At 71.4% G+C, this 19,877-nt stretch carries 17 protein-coding genes; 12 read left to right on the forward strand and 5 right to left on the reverse strand.

Translation table 11 applies throughout. The annotated features are described in order from the left end of the window. The first annotated feature begins 111 nt into the window (after positions 1-111). Positions 112-1,518 carry a glycoside hydrolase family 16 protein gene (locus ACFYMM_RS08570; RefSeq protein ID WP_388385056.1) on the forward strand — a complete coding sequence of 469 codons (1,407 nt, stop codon included), beginning with the start codon at positions 112-114 and terminating at the stop codon, positions 1,516-1,518. 50 nt (positions 1,519-1,568) lie between these two features. On the opposite strand, the gene ACFYMM_RS08575 is transcribed toward ACFYMM_RS08570, so the two are convergent. Beyond that, positions 1,569-2,495 carry a helix-turn-helix domain-containing protein gene (locus ACFYMM_RS08575; protein ID WP_388385297.1) on the reverse strand — a complete coding sequence of 309 codons (927 nt, stop codon included), beginning with the start codon at positions 2,493-2,495 and terminating at the stop codon, positions 1,569-1,571. 145 nt (positions 2,496-2,640) lie between these two features. Between ACFYMM_RS08575 and tkt the strand changes: the two genes are divergently transcribed. From tkt to ACFYMM_RS08610, 7 genes are read left to right on the forward strand one after another with little or no spacing between them, the layout of a single operon-like run. Further along, positions 2,641-4,731 (forward strand): transketolase, encoded by a 2,091-nt coding sequence (gene tkt / locus ACFYMM_RS08580; protein WP_388385057.1) that lies wholly within the window; start codon positions 2,641-2,643, stop codon positions 4,729-4,731. Positions 4,732-4,750: 19 nt separating this feature from the next. Beyond that, positions 4,751-5,896 carry a transaldolase gene (gene tal, locus ACFYMM_RS08585; protein WP_388385058.1) on the forward strand — a complete coding sequence of 382 codons (1,146 nt, stop codon included), beginning with the start codon at positions 4,751-4,753 and terminating at the stop codon, positions 5,894-5,896. Then, a complete protein-coding gene (gene zwf, locus ACFYMM_RS08590; protein WP_388385060.1) occupies positions 5,893-7,434 on the forward strand; it encodes a glucose-6-phosphate dehydrogenase in 1,542 nt (513 codons plus the stop codon). Before tal ends, zwf begins: the two co-directional genes overlap by 4 nt. Next, on the forward strand, positions 7,431-8,357 hold the full coding sequence (gene opcA, locus ACFYMM_RS08595) for a glucose-6-phosphate dehydrogenase assembly protein OpcA (protein WP_388385061.1): 927 nt from the start codon (positions 7,431-7,433) through the stop codon (positions 8,355-8,357). Before zwf ends, opcA begins: the two co-directional genes overlap by 4 nt. A 1-nt stretch (position 8,358) precedes the next feature. Next, positions 8,359-9,999: a glucose-6-phosphate isomerase gene (pgi, locus tag ACFYMM_RS08600; RefSeq protein WP_388385063.1), complete on the forward strand. Its 1,641-nt coding sequence runs from the start codon at positions 8,359-8,361 to the stop codon at positions 9,997-9,999. Between the two features lie 5 nt (positions 10,000-10,004). Continuing rightward, positions 10,005-10,889 carry a phosphogluconate dehydrogenase (NAD(+)-dependent, decarboxylating) gene (gene gnd / locus ACFYMM_RS08605; protein WP_388385064.1) on the forward strand — a complete coding sequence of 295 codons (885 nt, stop codon included), beginning with the start codon at positions 10,005-10,007 and terminating at the stop codon, positions 10,887-10,889. Positions 10,890-10,895: 6 nt separating this feature from the next. After that, positions 10,896-11,489: a histidine phosphatase family protein gene (locus ACFYMM_RS08610; protein ID WP_388385066.1), complete on the forward strand. Its 594-nt coding sequence runs from the start codon at positions 10,896-10,898 to the stop codon at positions 11,487-11,489. On the opposite strand, the gene ACFYMM_RS08615 is transcribed toward ACFYMM_RS08610, so the two are convergent. Both ACFYMM_RS08615 and ACFYMM_RS08620 read right to left on the reverse strand, forming a co-directional pair. Beyond that, positions 11,486-13,267, reverse strand: coding sequence for a bifunctional sugar phosphate isomerase/epimerase/4-hydroxyphenylpyruvate dioxygenase family protein (locus ACFYMM_RS08615; RefSeq protein ID WP_388385067.1), 1,782 nt, complete (start codon positions 13,265-13,267; stop codon positions 11,486-11,488). The two genes, ACFYMM_RS08610 and ACFYMM_RS08615, sit on opposite strands and share 4 nt — an antisense overlap. A gap of 12 nt (positions 13,268-13,279) precedes the next feature. Further along, positions 13,280-14,158 (reverse strand): shikimate dehydrogenase, encoded by an 879-nt coding sequence (locus ACFYMM_RS08620; RefSeq protein ID WP_388385068.1) that lies wholly within the window; start codon positions 14,156-14,158, stop codon positions 13,280-13,282. A gap of 141 nt (positions 14,159-14,299) precedes the next feature. On the opposite strand from ACFYMM_RS08620, the gene ACFYMM_RS08625 reads away from it, so the two are divergent. Both ACFYMM_RS08625 and ACFYMM_RS08630 read left to right on the forward strand, forming a co-directional pair. Beyond that, positions 14,300-14,965 (forward strand): TetR/AcrR family transcriptional regulator, encoded by a 666-nt coding sequence (locus tag ACFYMM_RS08625; RefSeq protein ID WP_388385069.1) that lies wholly within the window; start codon positions 14,300-14,302, stop codon positions 14,963-14,965. Positions 14,966-15,164: 199 nt separating this feature from the next. Further along, complete coding sequence (locus ACFYMM_RS08630; protein ID WP_388385070.1) at positions 15,165-16,526, forward strand: MFS transporter; 1,362 nt, start codon at positions 15,165-15,167, stop codon at positions 16,524-16,526. A gap of 12 nt (positions 16,527-16,538) precedes the next feature. On the opposite strand, the gene ACFYMM_RS08635 is transcribed toward ACFYMM_RS08630, so the two are convergent. Continuing rightward, entirely contained in the window at positions 16,539-16,985 is a 447-nt protein-coding gene (locus ACFYMM_RS08635) for a PPOX class F420-dependent oxidoreductase (RefSeq protein ID WP_388385071.1), read from the reverse strand. 140 nt (positions 16,986-17,125) lie between these two features. Between ACFYMM_RS08635 and ACFYMM_RS08640 the strand changes: the two genes are divergently transcribed. Continuing rightward, positions 17,126-18,349: a serine hydrolase domain-containing protein gene (locus tag ACFYMM_RS08640; RefSeq protein ID WP_388385072.1), complete on the forward strand. Its 1,224-nt coding sequence runs from the start codon at positions 17,126-17,128 to the stop codon at positions 18,347-18,349. Between the two features lie 21 nt (positions 18,350-18,370). Here ACFYMM_RS08640 and ribA read toward each other — a convergent pair whose 3' ends face one another. Beyond that, positions 18,371-19,030 (reverse strand): GTP cyclohydrolase II, encoded by a 660-nt coding sequence (gene ribA, locus ACFYMM_RS08645; protein ID WP_388385073.1) that lies wholly within the window; start codon positions 19,028-19,030, stop codon positions 18,371-18,373. Between the two features lie 38 nt (positions 19,031-19,068). Between ribA and ACFYMM_RS08650 the strand changes: the two genes are divergently transcribed. After that, positions 19,069-19,851 (forward strand): creatininase family protein, encoded by a 783-nt coding sequence (locus ACFYMM_RS08650; protein WP_388385074.1) that lies wholly within the window; start codon positions 19,069-19,071, stop codon positions 19,849-19,851. Positions 19,852-19,877 lie beyond the last annotated feature (26 nt).

A 19,877-nucleotide genomic window follows, 5' to 3' on the forward strand; every position in this document is an offset into this window, starting at 1 on the left:
CTTTCCTTGTTTTAAGTCTTGACGACGGCGGGCCCGAGGAGCACATTGTGCGCACCTTGAGAGCGCTCTCAGGGCACCCGCACCCCCACCCCCGTACCCCGAGAGGTCCCCATGAGCGAAACCTCCGGCATACCCGGACGACGACGCCCGCTGCGCCGGGCCGTCGTCGCCGTCCTCGCCACCCTGGGTCTGGCGGCGGCCGCCGCCTCGGCCGCCACGCTCCCCGCCAGCGCCTCGGCGCCCACTCCCCCGTCCGGCTGGACGCAGGTCTTCCTGGACGACTTCAACGGCTCGGCCGGCTCCGGCGTGAACACCTCCGACTGGCAGTACGACACCGGCACCTCGTACCCCGGCGGCGCGGCCAACTGGGGCACCGGCGAGGTCGAGTCGATGACGTCGAGCACCAGCAACGTGGCGCTCGACGGCAACGGCAACCTGCTCATCACCCCGCGCCGCGACGCCTCGGGCAACTGGACCTCGGGCCGTATCGAGACCACCCGCACCGACTTCCGGCCCCCGGCCGGCGGCAAGCTGCGCGTCGAGTCCCGCATCCGGATGCCCGACGTCACCGGCAGCGCGGCCAAGGGCTACTGGCCGGCGTTCTGGATGCTCGGCGCGCCCTACCGGGGCAACTACCAGAACTGGCCGGGCGTCGGCGAGCTGGACATCATGGAGAACGTCCAGGGCGTCAACACCGACTGGGCCACGATGCACTGCGGCACCAACCCGGGCGGCCCCTGCAACGAGACCACCGGCATCGGCAACAACACGCCCTGTTCCGGCACCACCTGCCAGGCGGGCTTCCACACCTACGCCATGGAGTGGGACCGCTCGACCAGCCCGGAGGAGATCCGCTTCTACCTCGACGGCGTCAACTTCCACACGGTGAAGGCCAACCAGGTCGACGCGACCACCTGGGCCAACGCCACCGACCACGGGTTCTTCGTCATCCTCAACGTCGCGATGGGCGGCGCCTTCCCGGCGGCCTTCGGCGGCGGACCGGACAGCGGCACCGAGTCCGGCCACTCGATGGCCGTCGACTACGTGCAGGTGCTCCAGTCCTCCGGCAGCGGGGGCGGCGGCACCACCCCTCCGCCCACCGGCAACCGGGACGCCTACAGCGCCGTCCAGGGCGAGTCCTACGACGGCCAGTCCGGCGTCAGCACCGAGTCCACCACGGACACCGGCGGCGGGCAGGACATCGGCTCGCTGGCGAACGGCGACTGGGCGCTGTACAAGGGAGTCGACTTCGGCTCCACGGCGGCCCGCCAGTTCTACGCACGGGTGGCGAGCGGCGCCGGATCCGGGGTGAGCGGCCTGGTCGAGGTCCGCCTGGACAGCCGTACCAGCACCCCCGTGGGCAGCTTCGCCATCGCCAACACCGGCGGCTGGCAGTCCTGGAGAACCGTCCCGGCCAACATCGCCCCGGTCACCGGCACCCACGACGTGTACCTGACCTTCACCAGCGGCCAGCCGGCGGACTTCGTGAACGTGAACTGGTTCGACTTCGGTCACTGACGGACCGTCGCTCGACCGCCCGAGGGGCCCCGTACGCGGGGCCCCTCTTCTCATCCCAGCTCCGCCCGGAACCCCACCGGCGTCTGTCCCGTGTGCAGTTGGAAGAACTTGGAGAAGTTGGCCGCGTCGGGGAAGCCCACGGCCGCTCCGACCCGGCCGATCGGGAGGTCGGTGTGGGCGAGGAGGCGTTTGGCCTCCAGGATCACGCGTTTGTCGATGAAGCCCTTGGGTGTCTCGCCGGTGGCGGCGCGGACCGCGCGGACGAGGGTGCGCCGGGAGTAGCCGAGGGCGTCGGCGTAGGCGCTGACGCTGTGGTTGGTGGCGAAGTCCTTCTCGACCGCGTCCCGGAACAGGGTGAAGGTGGTGTCGGCCTGCCGCCGGACCGCCTCCGCGGAGCTGGTGGCCAGATGGGACAGGCGCAGCAGGAACGCGGTCAGGGTGTGCCGGAGCACGGCCGTGTGCGGGGCGGGCGGCAGTGTCGTGGTGTCCTCGTACTCGCGGCGCAGTTGGGCGAGGGCGGCCCTGAGGGCGGCGAGCTGGGACTCGCCGGGGTGCAGCAGCGGCGGGACGTCGTAGCGGTACAGGCCGGTGGCCTCCACGGTGGCGCGGGGCAGGAAGCCGGGCTGCATGGTCAGGACGGTTCCGCGGTACTCGCCGGCCCGGGAGAACCGGTGGACCTGTCCGGGGCGGATCCACAGCAGGTCGCCGGCGTGTGCCTCGTACTCGGCGAAGTCGACCATGTGCCGGACGGGGCCGCCGGTGAAGAGCATGACCACGTGGAAGTCGATGCGGTGGACGCGGTGCAGCGGGGCGTCGGAGTGCCAGGTGTGGCCGGTGCCCATGGAGCCGATCTGCATGCCGACGCCGCCCACGGCCAGTTCCACCGGGAAGGGGAAGGTTCTGATCGCGCCGTCGTCACCGTCGCCGCCGTCGCCCGCGTTCGGGGGTGGGCCGGTTCCGGCCGCTTCGTCCGCCATGTCCTTCTCGTGCCGTCCTTGTCGCGCGATCACTGTCCCACTTTCACCACAGGCTGACACACCGCGACCTTCCCTCGTAAAAGTCAGACTTTTAGGTTTGAACACGTCCGGTCAGCAATCACGCTTCGAAGAGGACTTCTTGAAGATGAGCACGCAGACAACCGAGGGTTTCGAGTGGACCGACCTCGACCGGCGTGCCGTGGACACCGCCCGCCTGCTGGCGGCAGACGCCGTGCAGCAGGTCGGCAACGGGCATCCCGGCACCGCGATGAGCCTGGCCCCGGCCGCGTACACGATCTTTCAGAAGGTGATGCGCCATGACCCGGCCGATCCGGAATGGACCGGCCGCGACCGCTTCGTGCTGTCCCCCGGCCACACCTCGCTGACCCTCTACACCCAGCTGTACCTCGCCGGATACGAGGTCGAGCTGGACGATCTGAAGGCCTTCCGCACCCACGGGTCCAAGACCCCCGGTCATCCCGAGTACGGGCACACCGCCGGTGTGGAGACCACCACCGGCCCGCTCGGGCAGGGCGTCGCGAACGCCGTCGGCATGGCGATGGCCGCCCGCTACGAGCGCGGCCTGTTCGACCCGGAGGCCCCCGAGGGCACCTCCCCCTTCGACCACACCATCTGGGCGATCGTCTCCGACGGCGACCTGCAGGAGGGCGTCTCCGCCGAGGCCTCCTCCCTCGCCGGCCACCAGAGGCTCGGCAACCTGGTCTTCCTCTACGACGACAACCACATCTCCATCGAGGGCGACACCGCGACCGCCTTCTCCGAGGACGTGCTGAAGCGGTACGAGGCCTACGGCTGGCACACCCAGCGCGTCCAGCCCACGCAGGACGGCGACGTCGACGTGGCCGCCCTGTACGCCGCGCTCCGGGCGGCCCGGGCGGAGACCGGACGCCCCTCCATCATCGCGATGCGCACGATCATCGCCTGGCCGGCCCCGAACGCGCGGAACACCGGGGCCGCCCACGGCTCCGCGCTCGGCGCCGACGAGGTCGCCGCCACCAAGCGCGTCCTCGGCTTCGACCCCGAGCGCACCTTCCAGGTCGACGACGACGTCCTCGCCCACGCACGCGGCGCGCTCGGCCGGGGTGCCGAGGCACACGCGGCCTGGGACAAGCGGATCGCCGAGTGGCGTACCGCCCAGCCCGAACGCGCCCAGTTGTTCGACCGGGTGGTGGCCGGTCAGCTCCCCGACGGCTGGCAGGACGCCCTGCCCGTCTTCGAGGAGGGCGGCTCCGTCGCCACCCGGGCCGCCTCCGGAAAGGTCCTCCAGTCGCTCGGCGCGGTCCTGCCCGAGCTGTGGGGCGGCTCCGCCGACCTGGCCGGCTCGAACAACACCACCATCGACAAGACGTCGTCCTTCCTGCCCGAGGGCAACCCGCTGCCCGGCGCCGACCCCTACGGCCGCACCGTCCACTTCGGCATCCGCGAGTTCTCCATGGCCGCGGAGATGAACGGCATCGCGCTGCACGGCAACACCCGTGTCTACGGCGGCACCTTCCTGGTGTTCTCCGACTACATGCGCAACGCCGTGCGCATGTCCGCGCTGATGCAGCTGCCGGTGACGTACGTGTGGACGCACGACTCCATCGGCCTGGGCGAGGACGGCCCCACCCACCAGCCCGTCGAGCACCTCGCCTCGCTGCGCGCCATCCCGGGCCTGAACGTGGTCCGCCCGGCCGACGCCAACGAGACCGCCACCGTCTGGGCCGAGATCCTGCGCCGGCACGCCACCCAACCGGCCCCGCACGGCCTCGCCCTCACCCGGCAGGGGGTACCGACCTACGCGCCGAACCCGGACGCGGCCAAGGGCGGTTACGTCCTGCGGGACGCCTCCACCGGGACCCCGGACGTGATCCTGATCGCCACCGGCTCCGAGGTGCAGCTCGCCGTCGCCGCCCGGGAGCGGCTGGAGGCCGAGGGGATCGGCGCCCGGGTGGTGTCGATGCCGTCCGTGGAGTGGTTCGAGGAGCAGCCGCGCGACTACCGTGAGCGGGTGCTTCCCCCGTCCGTGCGGGCCCGCGTCGCCGTCGAGGCCGGAATCGGTCTGACGTGGTACCGCTTCGTGGGTGACGCAGGACGCATCGTCTCCCTCGAACACTTCGGCGCCTCCGCCGATGCCAAGATCCTGTTCGCCGAGTTCGGATTCACCCCCGAGAACGTCGCCGCCGCCGCGAGGGCCTCGATCGACGCGGCCTCCGCCCTCACCGCCCGCGGCTGATCAGAACGCCAGAAAGAAGATGATGAAAGTGACCGAAGCAACCGCGACCGCGGGAGCCCTCGAGCGCCTGTCCGACCAGGGCGTGTCCATCTGGCTGGACGACCTGTCCCGCGAGCGGATCAGCAGCGGGAACCTCGCCGAACTGGTCGCGACGAAGCACGTCGTCGGCGTCACCACCAACCCCTCGATCTTCCAGGCCGCCATCGGCTCCGGCGAGGGGTACGAGGAGCAGCTCGCCGACCTGGCCGTACGCGGTGTCACGGTCGACGAGGCCGTACGGATGATGACCACCGCCGATGTGCGCGCCGCCGCCGACGTCCTGCGGCCCGTGTACGACGCGACCGGCGGCCGGGACGGCCGGGTCTCCATCGAGGTCGACCCGCGCCTGGCCCACGACACCCGGGCGACCGTCGCCGAGGCCAGGCAGCTGGCCTGGCTGGTGGACCGCCCCAACGTGATGATCAAGATCCCGGCGACCCGGGCGGGCCTGCCGGCCATCACCGAGGTCATCGGTCTCGGCATCAGCGTCAACGTCACGCTGATCTTCTCGCTGGACCGCTACCGCGAGGTCGTCGACGCCTATCTGGCCGGTCTGGAGAAGGCCGCCGCCAAGGGCCTGGACCTCTCGGTCATCCACTCCGTGGCCTCCTTCTTCGTCTCCCGTGTCGACTCCGAGATCGACAAGCGGCTGACGGTCCTCGGCACGGCCGAGGCCCTCGCCCTCAAGGGCAGGGCGGCCCTGGCCAACGCGCGGCTCGCGTACGAGGTGTACGAGGCGGCGTTCGCCGGCGGGCGCTGGACCGCCCTCGCCGGCGCGCAGGCCAACAGGCAGCGCCCGCTGTGGGCCTCGACGGGAGTGAAGGACCCGGCGTACAAGGACACCCTGTACGTCGACGAGCTGGTCGCCCCGGGCACCGTCAACACGATGCCGGAGGCCACCTTGAACGCCACCGCCGACCACGGCGGGATCACCGGGGACACGGTGACCGGCGGCTACGCGCAGGCGCACGCCGACCTGGCCGCCGTGGAGTCGCTCGGCATCTCCTACGACGAGGTCGTGCGGCAGCTGGAGGACGAGGGTGTCGCCAAGTTCGAGGCGGCCTGGCAGGAACTGCTGGACGCCGTGACGAAGTCCCTGGACAGCAAGGGGGTCGACGGGGAATGAACGCCGTTCCTGCCACCGACTGGAGCAATCCGCTGCGCGACGCGCGCGACCGGCGGCTGCCCCGCATCGCGGGCCCGTCCGGCCTGGTCATCTTCGGGGTGACCGGCGACCTGTCCCGCAAGAAGCTGATGCCGGCCGTCTACGACCTGGCCAACCGCGGTCTGCTGCCGCCGGGCTTCTCCCTGGTCGGCTTCGCCCGCCGGGACTGGGAGGACCAGGACTTCGCGCAGGTCGTCCACGACGCCGTGCGCGAGCACTCCCGCACCCCGTTCCGCGAGGAGGTCTGGCAGCAGCTCGCCGAGGGCATGCGGTTCATCCCCGGCGACTTCGACGACGACACCGCCTTCAAGCAGCTGCGCGACGCCGTCGAGGAGCTGGACGCCTCCCGGGGCACCGGCGGCAACTTCGCCTTCTACCTCTCGGTGCCGCCGAAGTTCTTCCCCAAGGTGGTGCGGCAGCTGAAGAAGCACGGCCTGGCCTCCCCGCCGCGGGGCGCCTGGCGGCGCGCGGTCATCGAGAAGCCGTTCGGCCACGACCTGAGGTCGGCGCAGGAGCTGAACCGGGTCGTGCACGACGTGTTCGAGCCCGACCAGGTCTTCCGCATCGACCACTACCTCGGCAAGGAGACCGTCCAGAACATCCTGGCGCTCCGCTTCGCCAACCAGATGTACGAGCCGGTCTGGAACCGCAGTTACGTCGACCACGTGCAGATCACCATGGCCGAGGACATCGGCATCGGCGGCCGCGCGGGCTACTACGACGGCATCGGTTCGGCCCGTGACGTCATCCAGAACCACCTGCTCCAGCTGATGGCGCTGACCGCGATGGAGGAGCCGATCGCCTTCGACGCGGAGTCGCTGCTCACCGAGAAGCTGAAGGTGCTGAAGTCGGTGCGGCTGCCGGAGGACCTCGGCGCGCACACCGTGCGGGGCCAGTACGCGCCGGCCTGGCAGGGCGGCGAGAAGGTCGTCGGCTACCTCCAGGAGGAGGGCATCGACCCGGCGTCGAATACCGACACCTACGCGGCGATCAAGCTGGGCGTCGACAACCGCCGCTGGGCGGGCGTCCCCTTCTACCTGCGCACCGGCAAGCGGCTGGGCCGCCGGGTCACCGAGATCGCGGTGGTCTTCAAGCGGGCCCCGCACTCGCCCTTCGACTCCACCGCCACCGAGGAACTGGGCCAGAACGCGATCGTCGTCCGGGTCCAGCCCGACGAGGGCATGACCGTGCGGTTCGGCTCCAAGGTGCCGGGCACTTCCATGGAGATCCGGGACGTGTCGATGGACTTCGCCTACGGCGAGTCGTTCACCGAGTCCAGCCCGGAGGCGTACGAGCGGCTCATCCTGGATGTACTGCTCGGCGACGCCAATTTGTTCCCCCGTCACCAGGAAGTGGAAGAGTCCTGGAAGATCCTCGACCCGATCGAGGAGTACTGGGCGGCGCACGGCAGGCCGGCGCAGTACGCCTCGGGCAGCTGGGGACCCGGGGAAGCCGACGAGATGCTCGCACGAGACGGACGGAGCTGGCGCAGGCCATGAAGATCGACCTGACCGACACCACGGCAAGCAAGATCAACAAGGCGTTGGTGCAGGGCCGCAGGGCCATCGGCACGCCCGCCGTGGGCATGGTCCTGACGATGGTGATCGTCACGGACGAGGAGAACGCCTACGACTCGATCAAGGCGGCCGAGGAGGCCTCGCACGAGCACCCCTCGCGGACCCTGGTCGTCATCAAGCGGCACGCCCGCACCCCGCGCGACCGCCAGGCCTCCCGGCTGGACGCCGAGGTCCGGGTGGGCGCCGACGCGGGCACCGGCGAGACGGTGGTGCTGCGCACCTACGGCGAGGTCTCGGACCACGCCGACTCGGTGGTGCTGCCGCTGCTGCTGCCGGACGCGCCGGTCGTCGTCTGGTGGCCGGTGGAGGCGCCGGAGAACCCGGCGAAGGACCCGCTGGGCGCCCTCGCGCAGCGCCGGATCACCGACCTGTACGCCGTCGAGAACCCCCTCGCGGTGATGGCCGCGCGGATCCGTTCCTACGCGCCCGGCGACACCGACCTCGCCTGGACCCGGCTCACTCCGTGGCGCTCGATGCTGGCCGCGGCCCTGGACCAGGCCCGTACCCGGGTGATCTCCGCGGCGGTGGAGGCCGAGGCGGACAACCCGGCCGCCGAGTTGCTGGCCCGCTGGCTGGAGGCGCGGCTGCAGGTCACGGTCGACCGTGTGGTCACCGCCGGGCCGGTCGTCACGGCCGTCCGGCTGGGCACCGCGAACGGCGAGATCGTCATCGACCGTCCCGAGGGCCCGCTGGCCACCCTGACCCTCCCGGACCAGCCGCCGCGCACCCTCGCGCTCAAGGTCCGGTCCCTGGCCGAACTCATCGCCGAGGAACTGCGCCGCCTCGACGCCGACGAGATGTACGCCATCGCCCTGCGCGGCGAGGGCATCAAGGAGAACGTCTGACATGTCTGACTCCCCCGCTTTGACGCGGCGCCCCGAGTGGGCGGCCCTCGCCGACCACCGCGCCGAGTGGCGGCCGCATCTGCGCGAGCTGTTCGCCGCCGACCCGGCCCGCGCCGAGCGCTACGTCGTACGGGTCGGCGACCTGCACATCGACTACAGCAAGCACCTGATCACCGACGAGACGCTGGCCCTGCTCCAGGAACTCGCCACCGCCACCGGCGTCTCGGGCCTGCGGGACGCCATGTTCCGCGGCGAGAAGATCAACGTCACCGAGCGGCGGGCCGTGCTGCACACCGCGCTGCGGGCCCCCCGGGACGCGGTGGTCGAGGTCGACGGCGAGAACGTCGTCCCGGCGGTGCACGCGGTCCTGGACAAGATGGCCGACTTCGCCGAGCGGGTCCGCTCCGGCGCCTGGACCGGCCACACCGGCAAGCGCATCAGGAACGTCGTCAACATCGGCATCGGCGGCTCCGACCTGGGTCCCGCGATGGCCTACGAGGCCCTGCGGCCCTACACCGCACGGGAGTTGACGTTCCGGTTCGTGTCGAACGTGGACGGCGCCGACCTGCACGAGGCGGTACGGGACCTGGACCCGGCGGAGACCCTGTTCATCGTCGCCTCCAAGACCTTCACCACGATCGAGACGATCACCAACGCCACCTCGGCCCGCGGCTGGCTGCTGAACGGGCTCGACGGCGACGAGAAGGCCGTGGCCCGGCACTTCGTGGCGCTGTCGACCAACGCCGGCAAGGTCACCGAGTTCGGTATCGACCCGGACAACATGTTCGAGTTCTGGGACTGGGTCGGCGGGCGCTACTCGTACGACTCCGCGATCGGGCTGTCCCTGATGATCGCCATCGGAGCGGACCGGTTCCGGGAGATGCTCGACGGCTTCCGCATCGTCGACGAGCACTTCCGCACCGCCCCGGCCGAGGCCAACGCCCCGCTGCTGCTGGGCCTGCTGGGCATCTGGTACGGCAACTTCTTCGACGCGCAGTCGCACGCGGTGCTGCCGTACTCGCACTACCTGTCCAGGTTCACCGCCTATCTGCAGCAGCTGGACATGGAGTCCAACGGCAAGTCGGTGGACCGGGACGGCAACCCCGTCGAGTGGCAGACGGGTCCGGTGGTGTGGGGCACGCCCGGCACCAACGGGCAGCACGCCTACTACCAGTTGATCCACCAGGGCACCAAGCTGATCCCGGCGGACTTCATCGGCTTCGCCCGGCCGGTCGCCGAGCTGAGCGGTGAACTGGCCGCCCAGCACGACCTGCTGATGGCGAACTTCTTCGCCCAGACCCAGGCCCTCGCCTTCGGCAAGACCGCCGAGGAGGTCCGTGCGGAGGGCGTGCCCGAGGAGCAGGTGGCGCACCGCACCTTCCGGGGCAACCACCCGACCACCACCGTCCTCGCCACCGAGCCGACCCCGTCGGTCCTCGGCCAGCTGATCGCCCTCTACGAGCACAAGGTGTTCGTCCAGGGCGCGATCTGGAACATCGACTCCTTCGACCAGTGGGGCGTCGAACTCGGCAAGGTCCTCGCCAGGCGCGTGGAGCCCGCCCTGACCGAAGGCGCCGACGTGCCCGGTCTCGACCCCTCCACCAGCAATCTCGTCGCCGCGTACCGCACTCTCAGGAAGTGAAGAACATGCAGCTCGGACTCATCGGCCTCGGCAAGATGGGCGGCAACATGCGCGAGCGGATCCGCCGCGCGGGCCACACCGTGGTCGGCTACGACCGCAACCCCGAGGTCTCCGACGTCAAGAACCTCGCCGAACTCGTCGAGCGGCTCGACGCCCCACGTGTGGTGTGGGTGATGGTGCCGGCCGGCACGGCCACCCAGGGCGTCATCGACGAACTCGGGGATCTGCTGTCGCCCGGTGACATGGTGGTCGACGGCGGCAACTCCCGCTGGACCGACGACGAGAAGCACGCCGCCGAACTCGGCGTCCGGCGCATCGGCTTCGTCGACGCGGGCGTCTCCGGCGGAGTGTGGGGCCTGGAGAACGGCTACGCGCTGATGGTCGGCGGCGACAAGGAGCACGTCGAGCGGCTCCAGCCGATCTTCGAGGCGCTCAAGCCCGAGGGGCCCTACGGCTACGTGCACGCGGGCCGGGTCGGTGCCGGGCACTTCTCCAAGATGGTCCACAACGGCATCGAGTACGCGATGATGCAGGCCTATGCCGAGGGCTGGGAGCTGCTGGAGTCGGTGTCCTCCGTGGACAACGTCCGCGAGGTGTTCCGCTCCTGGCAGGAGGGCACCGTCATCCGCTCCTGGCTGCTCGACCTCGCGGTCAACGCCCTCGACGACGACGAGCACCTGGACAAGCTGCGCGGCTACGCGGAGGACTCCGGCGAGGGCCGCTGGACCGTCGAGGCGGCCATCGACCACGCGGTGCCGCTGCCGGCGATCACCGCCTCGCTCTTCGCCCGGTTCGCGTCCCGGCAGGACGACTCCCCGCAGATGAAGATGATCGCGGCGCTGCGCAACCAGTTCGGCGGTCACGCCGTCGAGTCCGCGAAGAAGGACTGAGCCGCCGTGGGGGACCTTCTCCTGGTCCGCCACGGTGAGACGGAGTGGAGCGTGTCGGGCCAGCACACCAGCTGGACCGACCTGCCCCTCACCCAGCACGGTGAGGAACAGGCCAAGTCACTCGCTCCCCTCCTGACCGGCCGGACCTACGCACTGACCCTGGCCAGCCCGCTCGGCCGTGCGATACGCACCGCCGAACTGGCCGGCCTGAGCGGGGTCGTCCCCGACCCCGACCTGCATGAATGGGACTACGGCGGCTACGAGGGCGTCACGACGGCGGACATCCACCGGACCCGGCCCGACTGGGACCTGTGGACCGACGGCGTACCGCCCGGCCCCGACGGCCACGCCGGTGAGTCGCCCGAGGAGGTGGGACGGCGTGCCGACCGGGTGCTGGCCGCTCTGGACGGCGCCCTCGCCGGGGACGACGGCGACGTGGTCCTGGTCGCCCACGCCCACTTCCTGCGCGTACTGACCGCCCGCCGGCTGGGTCTGCCACCCGCCGACGGCCGCCTGTTCCAGCTGGCCACGGGCACGCTCAGCCGCCTGTCCACGGAGCACGGGCGCCCGGTGATCGCGGAGTGGAACACCAGGGCCTAGCTCTGCGTGTGCTGGGCCGCCAGGCGCACCGGGGCGTTCTGGGCGCCGTAGCCGCGGTATCCCGGGTCGCGCTGGACCAGTTCGAAGAAGACCCGGCCGACGGTGGACGTGTAGCAGTGCCGGAAGGCGCCGCCCGCGTCCCGGTCGTAGAGGATGCCGAGTTCGCGGTACGACTCCAGCTCCCCGGCGGCGAAGTCGTGGCGGGCCGCGAGGTCCTCGTAGTAGTTGGCCGGGATGGGCAGCAGACGGCCGCCCGCCGCACGGAAGCGGCGGGCGGCCGTCACCACGTCGTCGACGGCCAGCGCGATGTGCTGGGCGTGCACGGTGTCGTCGGTGGGCGCCGCGCCGACGCCCAGGGCGATGCGGACACTGCCGTCGGCGTTGCGGACGGCGCGGCTGCGCAGCAGGCCGTAGGGGTCGGCGAGGTCGACGCTGTCCTGGGCGTCCAGGCCGAGCACGCCCCGGTGGAAGAGGGCCGCCTCGTCGAAGTGGTGCCATGGCTGGGTGAGGGCGAGATGGTCGACCCGGGCCGCGCGGTCCGGTCGGCGGGCGCCCGGCACGTCCGCGAAGTCGGCTCGCCAGTCGGGCAGCTCCGGCCTGCCGGTGGCGCAGAAGAACAGTTCCGTGCCGTCGGGTGCCGCCACCGCCTCCAGGGGGGCGTCCCCGGGGCCGCGGCGGCGGGGCAGGACCGGGGCGAGGAGTGCCTCGGCGCGCCGGGCGGCGCCCGCCGGGTCGGGCGACTCCAGACCCACGGCGGCGAGGGTGGTGCCGTCCCGGCGGGCCGCCGCGCCCGTGTTCACCAGGATCCGGGCCTCGCCCTGTTCCCACAGGTCGACCGGTTTGCCGCGGTGGCGTGCGGTGCGGGCGAAACCCAGCGCGCCGAGTACCGCCGCGACCGGTTCGGCGTCCGGTGTGACCAGTTCGGCGAAGGCGACCCCGGTGGGCACCACCGGCGCCGGCGGGGCGACGGTGCCGGCCGCCTCCTGCAACATCAGCAGCGAGCGGTGGGCGTCGACGGCCGTCGGGCCCGCCTCGGCCTGCCGGAAGACGTCGTTGAAGACCTCCAGGGAGAGCGGTCCGGCGTACCCGGTGCGCAGCACGTGGCCGAGGAGTCCGGTGACGTCGAAGCCGCCCTGGCCGGGGAAGCAGCGGTAGTGCCGGCTCCACTGCAGGACGTCCATGGCGAGCGGCGGGGCGTCGGCCAGCTGGAGGAAGAAGATCTTCTCACCGGGGATGTCCTCGATGCCCTTGGGGTCCGAGCCCCGGGAGAGGATGTGGAAGCTGTCCAGGCAGGTGCCGAGCGCGGGGTGGCCGGCCGTCTCGACGAGGCGCCAGGCGTGGTCGTACGTGCTGACGTGCCGTCCCCAGGCGAGTGCCTCGTAGGCGACCCGGATGCCGAAGTCCTCGGCCAGGTCGGCCAGTCGGCTCAGCTGGGCGGCGGCGAGGGCGTCGTCGTCCACGGCGTGCGGGCAGACGCTGGAGCAGACCAGGACGGTGTCGGCGCCGAGTCTGTTCATCAGCTGGAACTTGTGCCGGGCGCGGCGCAGGTTGCGGGCGAACTCGTCCTCGGGGACGGCCTCGATGTCGCGCATCGGCTGGTAGAGGTCGATGGTGAGGCCGAGGTCGGCGCAGCGGGCGCGGATCTCCTCGGGGGTGAGGGGGCTGGCGAGGAGGTCGTTCTCGAAGATCTCGACGCCGTCGAAGCCGGCCCGGGAGGCGGCCGTGAGCTTCTCGGTGAGGGATCCGCTCAGCGAAACGGTGGCGATGGACGTACGCATGACCGTGCTCCCTCAGCCTGTCGGGCTGTCGACGGACCCGGCCAGTTCCGCGATGTCCGCGAGCATCCGCGCGCTGTCGGGCTCCCGCCCGGTGAACAGCCGGAACGCGTCCGCGGCCTGGAAGGCGGCCATCCCGCCGCCGTCCACGGTGGCGCAGCCGATCGCGCGGGCGGTGCGCAGCAGTTCGGTCCGCAGGGGGCGGTAGACGACCTCGGCGACCCACAGGTCCGGGTGGAGCAGGTGGGCGGGCAGGGGCAGGCCGGGGTGGGCGGCCATGCCGGTGGGGGTGGCGTGCACGATGCCGTCGGCCGGACCGAGCAGCGGGGCCAGCTCGTCGGGTGTGGCGGCGGCCGCCCGTCCCGCGCCGAAGTGGCGGTTCAGCGAGGCGGCGAGACCGGCCGCCCGGTCGGCGAGCGCGTCCACGACGGTGATCCGCCCGGCGCCCAGGGTGAGCATGGCGTGCGCGACGGCCGCGCCCGCGCCGCCCGCGCCCAGCTGTACGACCCGCTCCAGCGGCACGTCGGGCAGCCCGCGGGCGAAGGACGCGGCGAAGCCGGTGACGTCGGTGTTGTGTCCGATCGCCCGGCCGTCCCGCAGAACGACGGTGTTGACCGCCCCCAGCGCCTCGGCCTGCGGGGCGAGCGCGTCCAGGTGCTCGATGACGAGCTGCTTGCACGGGTGGGTGATGTTCAGTCCGTCGAAGCCGAGGTCCCGCGCGGCCCGTACGAGGTCGCCCACCGCGTGCGGCGGCACGCCGAGCCTGTCGATGTCGATGAGCCGGTAGAGGCAGCGCAGGCCCTGCCGGTCGGCCTCCCGCTCGTGCAGGGCCGGGCTGAGCGAGGGGCCGATGCCTGACCCGATCAGTCCGACGAGATACGAGTCCTTGGCCACATGGACCTCCTGAGCCGAGCCCTAATGTACGAACTAGTACGTTAGCTATATCAGTCCGGGCGACTCCTTGGAAGACCCCGGCGGCCGCGGCCGGCCCGGCTTCTAGAATCTGGCGCACTGGCCCACTTCCGAAGGAACCCGATGACCAGCGTCGACGAACCGGTACGACCAGGCGCGCGCACCCGTGACGCCGCCCGCACCCAGGCCGAGATCCTCGACGTGGCGACCCAGGAGTTCGCGCGGGCCGGGTACGACGGGGCCCGGGTCGACGAGATCGCCGCCCGCACCCGCACCACCAAGCGGATGATCTACTACTACTTCGGCGGCAAGGAGCAGCTGTTCACGGCCGTTCTGGAGCGGGCCTACGGCGTGATCCGCGAGGCCGAGCAGCGGCTGGACGTGGAGCACCTGGACCCGGTGGCGGCGATCCGCCGGCTGGCCGAGCTGACCTTCGACCACCACGAGCGGCACCCGGACTTCATCCGGCTGGTCAGCATCGAGAACATCCACGGCGCCGAGCACATCGCCGCCTCCGAGAAGCTGGGCCGGATCGGCTCGCCGGCGCTCGACGTGATCCGCCGGATCCTCGCCTCGGGCCAGGAGTCGGGCCTGTTCACGGCCGAGGTGGACGCGGTGGACCTGCACGCGATGATCAGCTCGTTCTGCTTCTTCCGGGTGGCCAACCGGCACACCTTCGGCGCCCTGTTCGGGCGGGACCTGGTGGATCCGGCGCAGCGGGAGCACTACCGGACCATGCTGGGCGACATGGTGATCGCCTATCTGACGGCCGAGCGGTCCGCCGGCTGAGGCCGCCCGGCGGGCGTGCCGCAACCCTTGACACCCGGGAGACGTGCGCGCACCATCCCTTCTCACCGGTACTAACTATCCAGTGGGTTAATTAGCCGCAAACCCGGTAGCCGCGATCCGGCGCCTGCGCCTCTCCCCTCCCCTCCTCTCCCCTCCGCTCACTCCGCCTTGTGCCGGAGCCCTCCCCAAGGAGCAAGCCGTGACGCATGCCGTCGCACCCCGCGACCCCGCCGAGGCCGTCGGGCAGCCGAGGAAGGCGGCAGCCGCCGCCTGGATCGGCAGCGCCCTGGAGTACTACGACTTCTTCGTCTACGGCAGCGCCGCCGCGCTGATCTTCCCCAAGGTGTTCTTCGACGCCTCCGACCCGGCCACCGCGACCCTGCTGTCGCTGGCCACCTTCGGCGTCGCGTACGCCGCCCGCCCCGTCGGCGCGCTCTTCCTCGGGCACTTCGGCGACCGGCTCGGCCGTAAGAAGATCATGGTCTTCACGCTGGTCCTGATGGGACTGTCGACGTTCCTCATCGGCTGTCTGCCCACCCGCGCCCAGGTCGGCGGCCTGGCTCCGGTCCTGCTCGTCCTGTGCCGCGTCCTGCAGGGCGTCTCGGCGGCCGGTGAGCAGGCCAGCGCCGGCTCCATGAGCCTGGAACACGCGCCACCGGACCGGCGCGGCTTCTTCACCAGCTTCACCCTGAGCGGCACCCAGGGCGGCCAGCTGATCGCCACCCTGGTCTTCATCCCGGTCGCCCAGCTGCCCGAGAACCAGTTGCTGTCCTGGGGCTGGCGGGTGCCGTTCTGGCTGAGCCTCGCGGTCGCCGTCGCCGGTTACGTCATCCGCCGCACGCTGCGGGAGACCCCGGTCTTCGCCCGGCAGGCGGCGGCCGAGGGTGTCCTCGGGCTGCCGCTGCTGGTGCTGCTGCGTGAGCACTGGGCGGACGTGCTGCGGGTGATCGCGGGCGCGCTCATCGCCTCCGTCTCCACGATCTTCACGGTGTGGGCGCTGGCGTACGCCACCAGCGACTCGGTCGGCATGTCGCGTACCTCGATGCTCTGGGTGGGCGCCCTGGCCAACCTGGTCGCCCTGGTCGCGATCCCGCTGTGGGCGACGCTCTCGGACCGGATCGGGCGCCGCCCGGTGTACCTGATCGGCGCGGTCGGCAGCGTGCCGGCGATGGGCGGTTACCTGTGGGCGATCTCCACCGGCTCCTACCCGCTCACCCTGGTCCTCGGGATCGTCGCCTTCGGCATCGTCTACAGCGCGGCCAACGGCGTGTGGCCCTCGTTCTACGGCGAGATGTTCTCCACCCGGGTCCGGCTGTCCGGCCTGGCGATCGGCACCCAGAGCGGTTTCGCGGTGGCCGGGTTCGCGGTCACCTTCGCCGCCGGGATCGCCGGTCCGAACGGCGACGACTGGGGGGCGGTCGCCCTGTTCACGGCGGCGCTGTGCGTGCCGCCGGTGGTCGCCGCCCTCACCGCCCGCGAGACCCACACCGTCGCGACGGAGCGGCTCGGCGAACGGCCGGGGCGAGGGGCCTCACGGCCGGAGACGGTGAGGGCCTCCTGAGGGATCCTCGCGCTATGCCCGGTCGCCCTTCGGGATGCCGTAGACCCGCTCGACGGCGAGCCGCAGCACCAGCCGACGGTCGCGGACCATGGCGGCCCGGTAGTCGTCCCAGTCGGGGTGCTCGCCGTTGACGTCCCGGTAGAGCCGGACCAGTTCCTCGACGGTGTCGTCGTGGGGGGCCTGGGCGACGGGCGTGAGGTCGGCCGTGCCCTCCGCGACGGCGTACGCCCACCGGTCGGCGGTGGTGACGTGGTACGAGGCGCGGGGGTCGCGGCGCAGGTTGCGGGTCTTGGCTCGGTCGTCGGTGAGCGAGACGCGGATGATCCGCTCGTCGGGGTAGTAGGCGTGGCTGACGTTGGACAGCTGGGGGCGGCCGTCGCGCTTGAGGGTGACCAGCACCCCGCCGTGTCCCTCGGAGAACAGCTTGAGCAGGGCGTCCTGCGTCGAGTCCTGAGTCATATCCGGATCAACTCGCCCGAGGGACGGCCCATTCCCCGGCTGCCGGCCGCCATGGGCACCGCTGCCCGCCCGGAGGGTTCCGTCGGGCGTTCCTGCGGAACGATCAGGTCCGAGAGGTCCCGGCGGGTTGGAGGAGAGCGATGGCACGGCTGGAACAAGTGGTCGATCCGGGTGAGGCGGGGCTGGACGGGAAGGCGCTCGACCGCCTCGACCGGCACTTCGCCCACCTCGTCGACGCGGGGCGCCTGCCCGGCTTCCTGGTGGCCGTGGCCCGGGGCGGCCGGGTCGCCCATCTCACCACGCACGGGCTGCGGGACCGCGCGGCCGGGCTGCCGGTCGAGGCGGACACGCTGTGGCGGATCTACTCGATGACCAAGCCGGTCACCGCCGTCGCCGCGCTGCTGCTGGTCGAGGAGGGCAGGCTGTCCCTCGACGACCCGCTGGACCGCTACCTGCCGGCCTTCGCCGAGCCCCGGGTGTACGAGAGCGGCGAGGGCGCCGGCGTACGTACCCGCCCGGCCGCGGGGCCCGTACTCGTGCGCCATCTGCTCACCCACACCGCGGGCCTGACCTTCGGCTTCTACCACCACCACCCGGTCGACGCCCTCTACCGCGAGGCCGGCCTGGAGTCGTCGGTGCCGCCCGGCGCGGACCTCGCCGGCACGATGGAGGTGTACGCGCGGCTGCCGCTGCAGTTCGACCCGGGCACGCAGTGGAACTACTCGGTCGCCTCGAACGTGCTGGGCCGCGTCATCGAGATCGTCTCCGGCCGGCCGCTGGACGCCTTCTTCGCCGACCGTGTCTTCCGTCCCCTCGGCATGCCGGACGCCGGCTTCCACATCGTGCCCGAACAGGCGGGCCGGCTCTCCGAGCTGTACGGCGAGACGGCGGACGGCGGCATCGAGCCGGTCCCCGGGCTGCCGGTGCACGGCCGCCCGCGGTTCCTGTCCGGCAGCGGCGGCATGGTGGCGACGGCGTACGACTTCCACCGGTTCATGGAAGTGCTGCGCCGGGGCGGCGAGTTGGACGGCACCCGCCTGCTGCGCCCGGACACGGTCGCCCTGATGACCCGCAACCAGCTCCCCGGCGGCGCGGACCTGCGCGCCTTCGGCGCCCCCGTCCACCGGGAGGCGGCCAACGACGGCCTCGGCTTCGGTTTCAACGTCTCCGTCGTCGTCGACCCGAGCCGCACCCCGGCCCCCTCCGGCCTCGGCACGTACGGCTGGTCCGGGGCCGCCACCACCACCTTCTGGATCGACCCCGGCCGCGACCTGACCGTGCAGTTCATGACCCAGGTCCGCCCGAAGACCCTGAAGGTCTTCCCCGAACTGCGCCGCCTGGTCCACGAGGCGCTCATCGACTGAGCGCGGACCGGCCTCCAGGGCTCAGGACCAGTGGGCGACCGCGTCCAGATGGGGCAGGTTGTGGTCCAGCCGCTCCCGCTTGGTCCGCAGATAGGTGATGTTGTTCTCGCACGGCTCGATCAGCAGCGGCACCGTTTCCGCGACCTCGATGCCGTGCCGTACCAGCGCCTCCCGCTTGCGCGGGTTGTTGGACATCAGGCGTACCGAACGCACCCCGAGGTCGTGCAGGATCTCGGCGGCCACACCGTAGTCGCGGGCGTCGACGGGCAGACCGAGCGCCAGGTTCGCCTCCACCGTGTCCAGGCCCTCCGCCTGGAGGGCCATCGCGCGCAGCTTGGCGAGCAGGCCGATACCGCGGCCCTCGTGGCCGCGCAGGTAGACGACGATGCCGCTGCCCTCGGCGACGACCGCGCGCAGGGCGGAGGCGAGTTGGTCGCCGCACTCGCAGTGCTGGGAGCCGAACGCGTCACCGGTCAGGCACTCGGAGTGCAGCCGGGTCAGTACCCGGTCGGTGCCGATGTCGCCGTAGACGAGGGCCACTTGCTCGTCACCGCGGTCGTGGTCCAGGTAGCCGACCGCCTGGAATTTCCCGTACACCGTGGGCAGCGGGGCATTCACGACGCGTTCCGTGCCCGAACGCCGTGCGGTCTGCTTGCCGAGTACGCCGATGTTTTCTGTCATGATCTGATTCCTAAGCAGAGACGAAAGGCCGGGAAAAGATGAGTGGTTCGGGCGCGCGTACGGCGGCACACGGTCTGTTGCCGGCGGACACCACGGAAGACGTACGGACGCGGGGGGCGGGCGTTTCAACTCAGGTCGCCGTCCTTCCCGTCGGCAGCTTCGAACAGCACGGCCCCCATCTTCCCCTGGCCACCGACACGCTGGTCGCCTGTGCCGTGGCGCGGGAGATCGCCGCCGCGTACCCGGTGCACCTCCTTCCTCCGGTGACGGTCTCCTGCTCGCACGAGCACGCGGGCTGGCCGGGAACCGTCAGCATCTCCTCGGTCACTCTCCATGCGGTGGTACGGGACATCGCGGCGTCGCTGCGCCGCTCGGGCGTCGACGTGCTCGTCGTGGTCAACGGGCACGGCGGCAACTACGTGCTGGGCAACGTGGTCCAGGAGGCCTCCGCGCGCGGGGAGCGGATGGCGCTGTTCCCGGCCGCCGAGGACTGGGAGACGGCGCGGGAGCGGGCCGGGGTGCTCACCTCGCTGCTCACCGACATGCACGCGGGGGAAATCGAGACCTCCATTCTGCTGCACGCTCATCCCGAATTCGTCCGCCCTGGTTATGAGTCCGCCGATTTCACCGCGGACGACCGTCGTCATCTGCTCACCGTGGGAATGTCCGCCTATACCGAGTCGGGTGTCATCGGCCGCCCTTCCCTGGGTTCCGCGGAAAAGGGGAAGGAACTGCTGGCGAGCCTGGTGGAATCCTTCGGCCCGTACATGGAGTTGCTCGCCTCCGTGTCGGCCGGCGCGTCCGCGGACGAGCGGGGGTAGCGCAGGCCTGCGTACCAGCGGGCGAC

Origin of the sequence: Streptomyces sp. NPDC006739 (assembly GCF_042869815.1) — a bacterium.
Taxonomy (GTDB): domain Bacteria; phylum Actinomycetota; class Actinomycetes; order Streptomycetales; family Streptomycetaceae; genus Streptomyces.

Excerpts from the sequence above, each read along its gene's own strand:
- ACFYMM_RS08570 (WP_388385056.1), top strand. The coding sequence starts at position 112 with ATGAGCGAAACCTCCGGCATACCCGGACGACGACGCCCGCTGCGCCGG.
- ACFYMM_RS08615 (WP_388385067.1), bottom strand. The coding sequence starts at position 13,267 with ATGCGTACGTCCATCGCCACCGTTTCGCTGAGCGGATCCCTCACCGAG.
- pgi (WP_388385063.1), top strand. The coding sequence starts at position 8,359 with ATGTCTGACTCCCCCGCTTTGACGCGGCGCCCCGAGTGGGCGGCCCTC.
- ACFYMM_RS08640 (WP_388385072.1), top strand. The coding sequence starts at position 17,126 with ATGGCACGGCTGGAACAAGTGGTCGATCCGGGTGAGGCGGGGCTGGAC.
- gnd (WP_388385064.1), top strand. The coding sequence starts at position 10,005 with ATGCAGCTCGGACTCATCGGCCTCGGCAAGATGGGCGGCAACATGCGC.
- ribA (WP_388385073.1), bottom strand. The coding sequence starts at position 19,030 with ATGACAGAAAACATCGGCGTACTCGGCAAGCAGACCGCACGGCGTTCG.
- tkt (WP_388385057.1), top strand. The coding sequence starts at position 2,641 with ATGAGCACGCAGACAACCGAGGGTTTCGAGTGGACCGACCTCGACCGG.
- zwf (WP_388385060.1), top strand. The coding sequence starts at position 5,893 with ATGAACGCCGTTCCTGCCACCGACTGGAGCAATCCGCTGCGCGACGCG.
- ACFYMM_RS08575 (WP_388385297.1), bottom strand. The coding sequence starts at position 2,495 with ATGGCGGACGAAGCGGCCGGAACCGGCCCACCCCCGAACGCGGGCGAC.
- ACFYMM_RS08625 (WP_388385069.1), top strand. The coding sequence starts at position 14,300 with ATGACCAGCGTCGACGAACCGGTACGACCAGGCGCGCGCACCCGTGAC.
- ACFYMM_RS08635 (WP_388385071.1), bottom strand. The coding sequence starts at position 16,985 with ATGACTCAGGACTCGACGCAGGACGCCCTGCTCAAGCTGTTCTCCGAG.
- opcA (WP_388385061.1), top strand. The coding sequence starts at position 7,431 with ATGAAGATCGACCTGACCGACACCACGGCAAGCAAGATCAACAAGGCG.
- ACFYMM_RS08650 (WP_388385074.1), top strand. The coding sequence starts at position 19,069 with ATGAGTGGTTCGGGCGCGCGTACGGCGGCACACGGTCTGTTGCCGGCG.
- tal (WP_388385058.1), top strand. The coding sequence starts at position 4,751 with ATGATGAAAGTGACCGAAGCAACCGCGACCGCGGGAGCCCTCGAGCGC.